The organism is Brevibacillus sp. FSL K6-6036 (assembly GCF_037964015.1).
Taxonomy (GTDB): domain Bacteria; phylum Bacillota; class Bacilli; order Brevibacillales; family Brevibacillaceae; genus Brevibacillus; species Brevibacillus borstelensis.
This window is the reverse complement of record NZ_CP150173.1, coordinates 4,643,839-4,655,946: the sequence shown is the minus strand read 5'-3', so window position 1 is coordinate 4,655,946 and position 12,108 is coordinate 4,643,839. Positions and strand designations below refer to the sequence as shown.

Here is a 12,108-nt window from a genome sequence, read left to right as displayed (position 1 = left end):
TTTCCATGCCCATTTCTTTATCGTTTCTCTATCTTGTTTACAGGGTATTGATTGCCTCGCTCAGTTGCTCCAAATCGGTATGTGTATAGATACTCGTCACATTCAAAGACGAGTGTCCCAGCAGCTTTTGTATTTGCACGAGATTCACATCCTTTTTGACCAGCCGACTGGCGAAGCTGTGGCGCAGGATGTGAGCTGTCACCTTCTTTTTCCAGCCCAGCTCATTGACTGCCTGCGATATGATTCGATTGACGTAGACAGGGGACAGCTTTCCCGTTTTCTTGGTGCAGAAAAACAACGGAGATTCGGTTTCAGGGCGTTGGTTGCGAATGTAATCCTCAAGTAAGGGAAGCAATCTATTGGAAATGGGTATGAGTCGGTCCTTGTTCCCTTTCCCGGCGACGACATGGATTACCCGATGTTTCAAGTCTACGTTGTCGACCGTCAGATTCAGGCATTCGGAAATTCGCATTCCCGTCATGTATAAGACGATCACCACCAAGCGAATCAAACGGTGGTCGATCTTTTTAATTAGTTGCTCGACTTCTTCTTCCGTCAGATAGGTTCTTTCTTTTTGCTGTACCTTAATTTTTTCCACAGAAAGCGCTACATTGCGGCTCACCAGCTCTTTGTTGTAAGCGTATGCAAAAAAAGAACGCAGCGTATGAAGGTTGCGCCCCCTGCTGGCGGGTGCATAATTTCGTTTTTCTTTGAGGTAGGTGAGGTAATCTTCTATATCGTTTGCTGTAATTTCATCAATGTAGGGCTCGACGTTATACTTGGCTTCAAGGAAGCGAGTGAAAAAAATCAGGTCCTTGCGGTAGCCGGTAATCGTCTCATGGCTTCGATCTATAGAGGACAAGTATTGCATAAACAATTGAATCGCATTTATGAGTAGCATGGCTATCTGCCCACCTTTAGTAACGAAACATGCTTCATCTTATGGACATATTGTCATATCAAACATTCTAACCAGTTTTATAGGTCGTATAACTTGGAAACGGTTGCAGTTCAAATATTATTGGGAAGTCAGTGTAGACAAGATTACATCTTTGGGTATTTTCAACATATGGTTTGTGCTGCTGGTTTTCTTCATATAGTGATTTTCTGTCTGAGCTCGGTAACGAATGATTCCAGAGTTGTGTCATCATTTCTGTTCAATGAAAACAAAAAGAAAGAGTCTAACACCTTTCGATGTTAGACTCTTAGTTGAAAATTCTTATGGACAGACGTCCTGACTAATAATTTACGCGCCTGCGCCAGTGTCTGTGCCTGCACCAGTGTCTGTGCCTGCACCAGTGTCTGTGCCTGCGCCAGTGTCTGTGCCTGCGCCAGTGTCTGTGCCTGCGCCAGTGTCTGTGCCTGCGCCAGTGTCTGTGCCTGCACCAGTGTCAGTACCTGCGCCAGTGTCTGTGCCGCCTTCAACAGCTGCAGTAACCAGAATCGGAAGCACTACTTCTTTGCCGCCGTAAGCCGCATCGAGAGTAATAACCAATGTTGCTTTGGTGTCTTTAGTAACAGCTTTAGTTGCAGCTTTCGCTACAGTACCAAGGTCGGAAACTGCTACCAAGTCATCAGAATCAACGATAGTTTTAAACTCAATACCGGTCAGTTCATCGGAATTATTCACAGACAGAGCGATTTCTTTACCGTCTGCACCGATAAATTGCAGTTCATCAATCAGATCGGTAAATGTAGCAGCGTCAGCTGTTTCTACTCCACCTGCAACCTCAACCTGAGTTTTGCCTTCTTTCAGTTTGATATCAGTGATTTGTGGAGTAGAGTTTGTTACTTCTACTTCAACGGTTGCTACCGTGATACCGCCTTGTTTGTAGGAGATCACTGCTTTACCGGCAGCGACTGCAGTTACCTCACCTTTGGCATTTACAGTAGCAACTTTTTCGTTATCGGAAACAAAGGTGAAACCTTCTTCTGCCTCAACAACGGTTCCTACTTTAACATCGCCAACATATTTCTCGATGGAAAGATCCACTGTTTCTTTCGTTGGGTAAATATCCAGTTTCAAATCTTCGGTAGAAGATGCTGGAACCAGTTTGTAATTGTCTGGCTCTTGTCCAGCAACATCTACTACTTGAACAGAAACAGTACCAACTACTGCATTGTCTTTGTTCTTGATTACAAGCGTATCAGTACCTGCTTTAAATGCCAAGTCGGTAACTTTAAGTGCGAAAGTGCTGTTATCTACAGCCAGCTTAGCATTTGCAAGGTCAATGACATCCGCTTTGTCGCTGCCTGTGGAGACAGTCCAGCCAGTAATGTCAGCTGCTTTACGCAGCTTAGCATCGTATTGATCCAGAAGTGTCAGTTCCAAAGAAGTTTCGTCTTTGAGAACTTTAGCGGAGGTTTCTTGTACTTTCGTTGCAACAGGAGAATCTTTTACTACGAGTTCAATAGCTGTAGATTTGTCTCCAATTGCCACTGTAATAGTGGTGGTTCCAGCTTTCAGGACTTTGATTTTACCTTCGCTGCTTACCAGAGCCACTGCAGGATTGCTAGAAGTATAAGTTACGCTTCCAGCAGCAACGCTCTCTCCATTTACTTCATCATCGCCAGTATTTTTGTCGATTACAGTACCAGCGAAGTTTTTACCTTTTGTGATAACAACTTCAGGTGCATCGTCAGTAGTTACATAGCCCAGATCCCAAAGCTTGCTGCCAACTTTGAGTTTTGCTTCAGTTGGTTCTACGACAACTGTGTCATCGCTAACTTTAACTGTCAGAAGATCGGATTCGAATTTTGCTGTGTCCTTTGTTACAACAACTTTATATTTGAAAGTTGTGCCAACAGAAAGACCGTCTTTCAATTCGCCTGTCTCGCTAGTATAAGCGTTACCTTTAAACACGTCAGATGTTGCTTGGAATTCAACTTTGTATCCAGCAGCAACCAATGCGTCAACAGTTACAGCTTGGTCACCGTTGATGGTCAGACCCAAGAACTGAGGAGCTTCAAGGGTTCCAGCTGCTACTGTACTGGTAATAGCACAAACCTTTACTAGTATTTGGAATCGTCTGGAAATTAGGTCCACCCTTTATTTTCCAGGTGGTTTCCAGCTATCCGCTGACTTTCCATTTGTAGAAAAAAGGAATATGGCTGTATCTTTTACCTAAGCAATGGAAATCCCCACAATATGGAAGTATTGGATTGCTAAGTAAGAACTTCATTCCCTATACATTTGCGGAGTCATGAACGCTCTAAGTCCGCTGCTATCGCGGAGGCTTTTATTGTTGAACTTTTTTACCGCAGCGCCAAACAATAAATCATTGCCTTTCTCTACAAAATTCAGATTGTATCCTTTCCTGTCTGTGATAAACTGAAACTGTTACCATATCTTGAGAGGGATTGCCGATGAATGGTTCGGAGAAAAGGTTTCTTGCAGAGCCGTTGTCATCAGGGAAAAGTGATGGGTTCCATTCAAAAACTGTACGCCACGCAGGTTTCTACTCAACCGTTCCATTATAAATAGCAGGTTTTGTACAATATGCGATTACGTATAAGCGAGGGGCGAAATCATGAACAATCGACGCTGCCAGATCGAGGGCTGCACCAATAACTATTACGCAAAAGGCTTTTGCATGAAGCACTACCAAAAAAACAGGCTGCTGCAAAAAACAGTGATGAGTGCACAGCCGGGTATGGAGAGACAGACTGTAAAAGAACGGATTTGCCAGGAGCCTGGTTGTGACAAAAAGCAGGTGGCCAAAGGGTTGTGCGCTACACACTACCAAAGAAACAGGCTGCAGTCGGTGAAAACGGCGGCAAGACATGAGATAAGCGTCACGCAGGAAAGCGGAAAGCCATTGGTTGGGAAGGTCTCAGGTGTGGTTCGTGAGCTGGATTCCCTGGGGAGAATTGTTTTGCCGATTGAACTCAGGAGGGTGCTGAATATCGAAGTAATGGACTCTTTGGAAATTTTTGTGGACAACGACACGATCATTCTCCGGAAATATGCTCCGGGCTGTGTATTCTGCGGAACCTTGATGAATGATACCTTCTATTTCAAAGGCAAACTCGTTTGCAAGACTTGCGTCGGGGAGAGTGCCACAGAGAGTTCTCCGGTAGACTTTGATTATTGATAAATGTAAGCAAGGCCCTTCTTTTCTTCGCATCGCTGTGGAGAAGAGAAGGGCCTTTCAATTTTTTACTTACTTTTAGGGGACCGGCGAGGTGTTTTCCTTTCTGGCCGGAGAGAATGTCTTCCAGGCTCGGAGCGAAGCTGTTCAAGGCTCTCTCATCGTAATTATGAATCGTTGGGTAAAAAACAGCAGCTCACCTGACTCGTAAGGTATTTATACACTGTACTAAGATATAAAAGCCGGTCTGGGTAAGTAAGGCTTGATTCGCTTTCAAGAATATAAGCGAATAGTAGTCTCAAAATGTAAAAAATACAAATATTTACATAAAGATAAGGTAATGATAATATAATGAAAAAATACAAAATTTGGGAGTTGGTGACTATGAAAAAATGGGCTTTGTTTACTCTTTTGTCCGCTGCCTTGCTTTTGCCTTCAAATGCGTTAGCCAACAATGAACCAACAAAGACTTCCGGGGTTTCAAGTACTGAAACAGAACAGCAGGCAATGGCAACACAAACCTTTCGATTTGCTGTAGCAGCGGGTGAATATGATGAGACTGGTTACATATATGTCAACACTCCAGGCTACGTCAATGTTACAGTAAATCAGCAGTCGTCTTCGGCGAGAGAAGCCAAAGTATACTACCGTTTGGCAAAGCTGGAACCAGACGGTTATCAAACGAGAATGGGAAGCGGAACTTTCACAGGTAACGGAACATTTAGTTTTTCAAGTGAGAATGTATGCCCGGTAGGGACCTACCTGATTACAATAGATGGTAGACAAGGAAAGGTTTCAGGCACTATAACGGTAAACACTCCATAGCACAGGTTTTTTTAAGTGCAAATTTACCAATCAACAAGTAAAAGCGGAGTTGAGCACGCAGCAGCTCACTCCGCTTTCCTTTTTGCAAGCAAAAATAAAATTACAACACAATCTCTGTCCCCATTCCCTTATCCTTCGCCAGCTCGTACACAGACTTGGCCACAGCCGTATCCAGATAGGCGATGCCGACCGACTTGTACAACGTGATCTCTTCCTCATTCTCGCGCCCCTTCTTATGACCCAAAAGGATTTCCCCCAGCTCGGCGTGAAGCTGGTCAAAGCTCCATTCGCCTCGGCTGACGGGGATGAGCAAATCGCCTGCTTCATGATGTGATCCTTCTATTGTATCGACGACGATCTTGCTGCATCTTTGCAAGGTGGTGAGGTCTACTTCCCGCATATGCGGCAAAAAAGCGCCGATGGCATTGATGTGGGCGCCTGGCTTCAGGCTGGCCCCGTCGAACAGGGGCGACTCCGACTTGGTGCTGCAGATGACGATGTCCGCGTTCTTCACTGCTTGATCGGCATTTTCGACGATGCGGATCTCCCCGGTCCAGTCCGGATACATGGTCCGGAGTATTTTTTCCATTTCTTCTGCTCGTGCTATCGTGCGGTTGTACAGCACGACCTCCTCCAAAGCTCGCACCTCCATGACCGCCTGAATCTGCCCCACAGCTTGTGCACCACATCCGAGAACAGCACAGCTTTTTGCCTGCTCGCGTGCCAGATACTTGGTTGCCACGCCGCTGCTCGCGCCTGTCCGCAGAACGGTCAAATAGCTGGCATCCATCATCGCGACATGCTGGCCGGTCTTGGCTTCGGTCAACAGGATGACGCTCTGCAGCGCCTTGATCCCGGCCGCATGGTTTTCCGGAAAAATACTGATCACCTTTACCGCAACGTAATCAGACGCTTCCAGGTAGGAGGGCATGTACAGGCTGGTCGCCCCGTACTTTGGATGGTCAATGGCAGTACGCACCGGGGTGTGGACGAGGCCGGCGGCATTGTCCCGGAATACTTGTTCGACATCCCGCAAGCAATCCTGCATCGTGTAGAGCTGGCGAATATCCTTCTGGGTCAAAACGAGCATGTGGATCATCCTTTCCTGGCGAAATAGGGGAGGACCTCCGGGAGGCTGCAGAGCGGGGCTCAGAAGTGTCGGTGCGGTCCTCACGAATCAGTGGCTTTTCAGCTATATTTTTCTACGGATTATCCAGGTCCAAGTCCTTTGTCTCCTTGGTCGCTCCGATGGCGATCAGGGAGATGACACCTGTCAATACAATGTAGAGGGCCACCGGTACCCATGAGTTATCGAAAGCGGCCAGCAAGGCGGTAGCGATCAGCGGAGCCGTCCCTCCGGCCAACGCGGCTCCCAGCTGATAGCCGACAGTCACACCGGTGTAGCGAACATTGGTGCTGAAGATTTCCGAGAACATCGTCCCCAGAACGGCCGTGACCGGCGCCCAGAGAATGCCCAGTCCGATAATGGTCGCAATCGTCAGTATTACGCCGGACTTTAGCGACAGCAGGTAAAAATAAGGGAAGGCGTAGAGGATGATCAGAATGGTTCCTCCGATGTACAACGGCTTCCGGCCGAGTTTGTCGGACAGCTTGCCCATATAGGGGATCATGATCGTCGTCACCAGAGTGGCAATGGTCACGGCATTTAGCGCAGTCACGCGGTCATACCCCAAATACCCTGTCGCATAGGCGATGACAAAGGTGGAGAAGATGTAGAACGGCCCTGTTTCCACGACTTTGGCGCCGACAGCGATCAAGACGGACTTCCAGTGATAGCGGAATGTGTCGATGATCGGGACCTTGGCGATATTGCCGCTTTCTCTCGCCGCCTGGAAAGCGGGTGTCTCATCCAGCCCGTTGCGAATCCACAAGCCGAGAAATACCAGTCCGGCGCTCAGGATAAACGGTACGCGCCATCCCCACGACATGAATTGTTCATCTGGCAGCGAGCTCATGACCGTGACGGCCAGTGTTCCGAGCAGCATTCCGATCGGTACGCCCATTTGCGGGATGCTGCCAAAGAAACCGCGTCTCCCTTTTCCCGAATATTCCACGGCGAGCAATAGTGCGCCGCCCCACTCTCCGCCGATGCCGAGGCCCTGGATCAGGCGCATCGTGACCAGCAGAATGGGAGCCCACACGCCGATCGCGTTGTAATCGGGGAGAAGGCCGATCAGGACAGTGGCTCCGCCCATTAGGGACAAGGTGAGAACCAATGTTTTCTTCCGTCCGATTTTGTCGCCGATATGACTAAAGATGATTCCGCCCAGCGGACGAATAAAGAAAGGAAGACCGAATGACAGGTAAGAAAGCAGAAGCCCTACGGTTGGATCTGTGGATGGAAAGAACAGCTTGTTGAATACGAGCGAGGCCATCGTACCGTAAAGAAAGAAATCGAACCATTCGATGGAGCTTCCGACCAGGCTTGCGACTAACGCTTTGTTTTGCAACCGTTTGGAAACCTCCGTTTGAACGTGTGCCATCTTGACAGCTACCTCCTTTGTACTGTAATCACTACTGAATGAGGTCAGAATGAGCGGCCATCTCTTGCTGTACAGACTGAGAAGCAATAAATTGAAGTGTCACTTCAATTCGGCGTTAAAAGAATTATAAGACTTGTTGATATATGTTTCAATAATCAAAATATTTTATCGAGAGAAACTTTTGTTTCTGAGTTGTGAAAAAGGAAAACGTTCTGTCGGGCACCCGTTTTCTTGCACTGTTTTCAAGAGTCAGGTGTGATAGGATAGGGATAACTCAGTAACCTTGCGAGGGAAGTCTATGGAACAAAACATCGGAAAACGAATGAAAGCGCGTCGTCTGGAACGAAAGCTGACGCTCAAGCAGGTGGCGGAGAAGACAGAATTGTCCATCAGCTTTCTGTCCCAGGTGGAGCGATCCAAGTCATCAGTCACTTTGGAGTCTCTCACGAAAATCTCGGAAGCGTTGGATGTGAGCCCCAGCTATTTTTTCCCGCAGGAAAAGAGTCCGAAATCATACATTTTGCGCAAGGGAAGCGGGGACGAGCTTCACTCAGAGCAATCGCGTTTTATGTACAAAGACTTGTCAGCCGATCTTCCCGCACCTTTGTTTGAGCCGATCTTGGTCACGCTGCTTCCGGATGACGAAAAAGGGGCCCCTTTTGCACACAAAGGGCAAGAATTTCTTTATGTGTTGGAGGGCATACTTACGCTCCTGATGGGAAGCGAAGAACACGACTTGTATCCGGGCGACAGCGTCCATATGGAATCATCCACGCCGCACAATTGGTACAATCGAACGGACAAACCGGTCAGATTTCTGATGGTCAGCTCGCCTGCCAGGTTTCTGAAAAATAGCGGGAAATGATAGCTTGCAGTCATAAATAGATATCTCCGGTTCAAAATATTTCGCCATCTGTAATAATTGTCGCGGCTCTCGCCGATATAAAAAGATAATACAATTTTTCATTACTTCACGGAGGGGACATCCAATGAAAAAACTGGTTTCCGCAAGTTTGATCCTGGCTCTGCTCGTTGCAGCTCCTATCGGCGCGGTTCACGCTGATAAGCCGGTAAAAGAGGAAAAAGAGAAAGCTGAAAAAGAGAAAGAAAAAGCAGAGAAGGAAAAGGAAAAAGCACAGGAAAAGGCCGAGAAGGAAAAACAGAAGGCCGAAGAAGATAAACAAAAGGCAGAAGAAAAAGCGAATAAGGAACTGGAGAAAGCCAAGAAGGAGCTTGAAAAAGCTGCCGAAAAGGCTGCTGAAGATGCCAAGAAGGCACAGGAAAAAGCTGCTGAGGATGCAAAAAAAGCACAGGAAAAAGCAGCAGAGGCTGTGAAAAAGGCTGAGGAAAAGGCCGCAGAAGCAGCAAAAAAAGCCGAAGAAAAGGCGGTAGAAGCTGCCAAGAAAGCAGCGGAAAAGGCAGCCGGTGCGATCGATCCGGCCACAGGGCTTCCGAGCAGCCAAGCTGGCAAAAAAGAAGCGATCCAGCAAGCGGTAAAAACAAAAAAAGAGCTGATCGAGCTGCGGGTTCAACTGAAAAAAAGCCAGGAAGTGACCGAAGAGCTGCGAGCGAAATACGAGGAGCTGACCAAGCAGCTGGAAGCACAGTCTGAGCTGAAGCAGGCGCTTGAGGTCCAGAAGGAGCTGCTCGACCGTTTCTACAAGCCCGGTGACAAGGAAGTCTATCAAAAATTGGGCGAGCTGTACCAAAAATCAGGTGAAGCGGGACTGAAGACGTTCATCAACGGCAAAGAGGTCGTAATGGATACAGCTCCTTTCCTTGAAAAAGGACGTGCACTGGTGCCGGTACGCGCGATTAGCGCTTCTCTGAAGGCAGAAGTGAACTGGAGCCCGGAAACCCGCACAGTCGAAGTAGTGCGCGGCGAAAACAAGATCGTTCTTCATCTCGACTCGGGAGAAGCAGTCGTAAACGGTGAGAAGATCAAGCTGGACACCAAGCCAATCGTGAAAAACGGCCGCGTCTTCCTGCCGCTGCGGTTCATCGGTGAAAAGCTGAACGCGAAAGTCGACTATCAAGAGACAGGCGACATCATCATCATCGAAGATCAGCAATCGACTGAAACGGCAACGGGTACAGAAGCGCCGGCTGCAGAAGGAACCAAAGCCCCATCAACTACAGAGTCTTCCGCTGGACAAACTGCCGATGGTTCTGCCGCTGCGACAGGAACGGCTGCAAGCACTGGAACGGTCGATATCGAGAAGCCGGCAGGCGATGCGGCAGCGACAATCTCTGGAAGCAGTACAACGACCGTGAATGCGGAAGCTGTGCAGCAGTAACTGGTAAAACTGCTCTTTCGCTGATCACCTTTTGAAAAGAGGGCATGTCTTGTTTTGAGACAGCCCTCTTCTTCATACCAGTCAAAAGTCCATCGGGCATTGTCAAAAGCCGTGCTGAACCAAGCTGCGGATATCGTGCGGCGAGCTGCTGTCATTTTCTGTCCGGTTTTCCGCGACTCTTTTGGCTTTGATGCGTCAAATAGTATATTGGAAGAATTATCTACTATGCAGCTGGATACCAAGTTTTCGATGTTGCATTGGGGTTTCACTGTGCTATAGTGGAGAACGAGTAGAATCTCTATATAGATGTAGAGAAAAGTTGGGAGCGAAGATATGCTATCCTTTTTGAAAAATCTGATGGGGAAAACACCGACACCGGAAGAAATAAAGGAACAGCTGCGAGAGGAGTCGATCCTCTCCGCTCAGGATACAGGCCTGCCTGCTGACAAACCGGCAAGCGCCGCCAAGAAACCGGCAGTGGCTGTCGGAATAACAAAGCTGTCCTTGCATGAATCTTGGGAGCAGCGCCTGAATGCATCGGAAAAGTACGCATTGTCCTTTACGGCACAGGAACTGCCGCCGTTGGAGCCCGGCAATATATCGCTGGCAGGCATTTCTCTCGTGCCCCATGAACAGGGGGTTGAGGTAACGGCCTTTCTGCGCAACGGTACGGATCGTCCTGTGCGATTGCAGAATATGACGCTCGTGATCCTGATTGGCGAAGAAGAGCTGTTTACCCGCCAGACATTTGATTTGTCCGAAGCAGGAGAAATACCGGCTCATTCGGCACGTCCGTGGTCGTTTGTATTCCGCAGTGAATATTTCCTGAAAGTGGATGTCCTGCTGCAAAACTGGAAAATTGCGTTTGAACTGGCCCAGAAAAAGATGGTGCTTCCGCAGCAGCTTGAATTGGAGGAGTCCTGGATTCGGACGCTTTCCGACGAGCAGAAGGAAGGCCTGATCGAGCTGGCGAAACGTCTGCCGGCGCTGAAAGAAGGAGAGGTCAACATTCAAAGTGTGCAGGTCCAACGTTCCAAAGAAGGCTCCCTGCATGTGATTCTGTTGATCCGCAATGGTTCCGTGCAGTCGCTCTCTTTCGAAAAGCTTCCGCTCGCGCTCTATGATGCCAGCGGACAAAAGGTCGCTGTCGGCTTGTTTGAGCTCGGCGGTCTTACCGTCAACGCAAATACGAGCAAACCGTGGATGTTCATCTTCCCAAAAGAGAGCATACTGATAGAAGAGCCGGATCTATCCCGCTGGAAGGTGAGTATTCCCCAAGAAGCACAAATAGAGTAAAACTGGATTTGACCCCGTTTGGGCAAAACCTTTATCATAGAAAAAAGTCATCGTTCGTGCTTCGGACAGGTGAGGAGGATGTACATGTTTTCTTTTTTTAAAAACTTGGTGAACAAAGAACAGGGCCAAAACCTTTCCGAGGAAGAATTGAAGAAAGAGCTTCGGGAAGAGGCACCTATTCATCTCGATGAGCTGGATGAACAGGAGATCGAGAAAGAAACTCCAGTACAGCCAGAAGCTGCAGGGGTTTCGGGAGAAGTCAGCACAGAGCTCTCTCTGCATCCATTATGGGAAGAGCAGCTTGATAACGAGAAAAAGTATACGCTCCGTTTTCTGCAGGCTGAGCTGCCAAAGATAAAGTACGGGTCTGTCAGTGTTATCGGATTTAGCATGATTCCACAGCCGACTGGCGGCGTCAACGTGGCATTGTTTTTCCGCAACGGGACTCCGGCTCCGGTCAAATTTAAGAACATTCGGCTGGCTATCTACTTCGATGACACTCCGTTTGCGCGTCAGCGGATCAATTTGTCTGACATGGGCACAATTCCTCCGTTCTCAAGCCGTCCGTGGGAAGTGCACTTCCCGCCTGGAAGCTTCCTGCATGACAACTTCGATTTCAAGAACTGGAAGGTTTTGATGCGGGCGAACAAGAGCCCGTACGTATGGCCCAATGAGCTTGAGCTCGACCCGCAGATGGAAGCGCGCATGACAGAGCGGCAAAAAGACCGTTTGGAGTATTTCACGAAAGTCTTGCCGCCAATCAAGGCTGATACGGTAGAGATTACCGGTTTTGATATCGGAAAGACAAAGGATGGGCGTCTGGTGGCCGGTCTGTTGTTCCGCAACGGAATCCCGTTTGACTTCACTCCGAAGGCCTTGAGGATTACCATATCCGATATGGAAGGCGATGTGGTAGCTACCGGCTTGGTCGATGCCAGCACGGTTAAGGTTCGCCCCAAAACGAGCCGTCCATGGCTGGTCGTGTTCCCGGCGGAAATGGTGAAAAAGCCGGATGCCGACATCCGCAGATGGGCTTTGGAAGTTACTACCACGTAAAGCGAACAGATGGCAAGCAGATTGCTGTGGTATGAGGAG

General features: G+C 48.4%; 10 protein-coding genes. 6 read left to right on the top strand and 4 right to left on the bottom strand.

Annotated features, from left to right (window positions below; genetic code table 11):
* Positions 1-37: 37 nt before the first annotated feature.
* Entirely contained in the window at positions 38-901 is an 864-nt protein-coding gene (xerA, locus tag NST37_RS22870; RefSeq protein WP_339185892.1) for a site-specific tyrosine recombinase/integron integrase, read from the bottom strand.
* Positions 902-1,246: 345 nt separating this feature from the next.
* A complete protein-coding gene (locus NST37_RS22865) occupies positions 1,247-2,953 on the bottom strand; it encodes an Ig-like domain-containing protein (RefSeq protein WP_339185890.1) in 1,707 nt (568 codons plus the stop codon).
* Positions 2,954-3,530: 577 nt separating this feature from the next.
* On the opposite strand from NST37_RS22865, the gene NST37_RS22860 reads away from it, so the two are divergent.
* Positions 3,531-4,094: an AbrB/MazE/SpoVT family DNA-binding domain-containing protein gene (locus tag NST37_RS22860; RefSeq protein ID WP_003388361.1), complete on the top strand. Its 564-nt coding sequence runs from the start codon at positions 3,531-3,533 to the stop codon at positions 4,092-4,094.
* Between the two features lie 381 nt (positions 4,095-4,475).
* Positions 4,476-4,916 carry a hypothetical protein gene (locus NST37_RS22855; protein ID WP_003388360.1) on the top strand — a complete coding sequence of 147 codons (441 nt, stop codon included), beginning with the start codon at positions 4,476-4,478 and terminating at the stop codon, positions 4,914-4,916.
* 100 nt (positions 4,917-5,016) lie between these two features.
* On the opposite strand, the gene NST37_RS22850 is transcribed toward NST37_RS22855, so the two are convergent.
* A complete protein-coding gene (locus tag NST37_RS22850; protein ID WP_031932656.1) occupies positions 5,017-6,006 on the bottom strand; it encodes an ornithine cyclodeaminase in 990 nt (329 codons plus the stop codon).
* 112 nt (positions 6,007-6,118) lie between these two features.
* Positions 6,119-7,420 carry an MFS transporter gene (locus tag NST37_RS22845; protein ID WP_031932655.1) on the bottom strand — a complete coding sequence of 434 codons (1,302 nt, stop codon included), beginning with the start codon at positions 7,418-7,420 and terminating at the stop codon, positions 6,119-6,121.
* A gap of 298 nt (positions 7,421-7,718) precedes the next feature.
* Here NST37_RS22845 and NST37_RS22840 point away from each other — a divergent pair, with 298 nt between their 5' ends.
* The 4 genes from NST37_RS22840 (at position 7,719) to NST37_RS22825 (ending at position 12,069) form a co-directional block, all read left to right on the top strand.
* Complete coding sequence (locus NST37_RS22840; protein ID WP_003388354.1) at positions 7,719-8,285, top strand: XRE family transcriptional regulator; 567 nt, start codon at positions 7,719-7,721, stop codon at positions 8,283-8,285.
* Positions 8,286-8,409: 124 nt separating this feature from the next.
* A complete protein-coding gene (locus NST37_RS22835) occupies positions 8,410-9,717 on the top strand; it encodes a copper amine oxidase N-terminal domain-containing protein (RefSeq protein ID WP_339185887.1) in 1,308 nt (435 codons plus the stop codon).
* A 333-nt stretch (positions 9,718-10,050) separates the two neighbouring features.
* Positions 10,051-11,013, top strand: coding sequence for an accessory Sec system S-layer assembly protein (locus NST37_RS22830; RefSeq protein WP_339185885.1), 963 nt, complete (start codon positions 10,051-10,053; stop codon positions 11,011-11,013).
* An 84-nt stretch (positions 11,014-11,097) separates the two neighbouring features.
* Entirely contained in the window at positions 11,098-12,069 is a 972-nt protein-coding gene (locus NST37_RS22825; RefSeq protein WP_227278441.1) for an SLAP domain-containing protein, read from the top strand.
* Positions 12,070-12,108 lie beyond the last annotated feature (39 nt).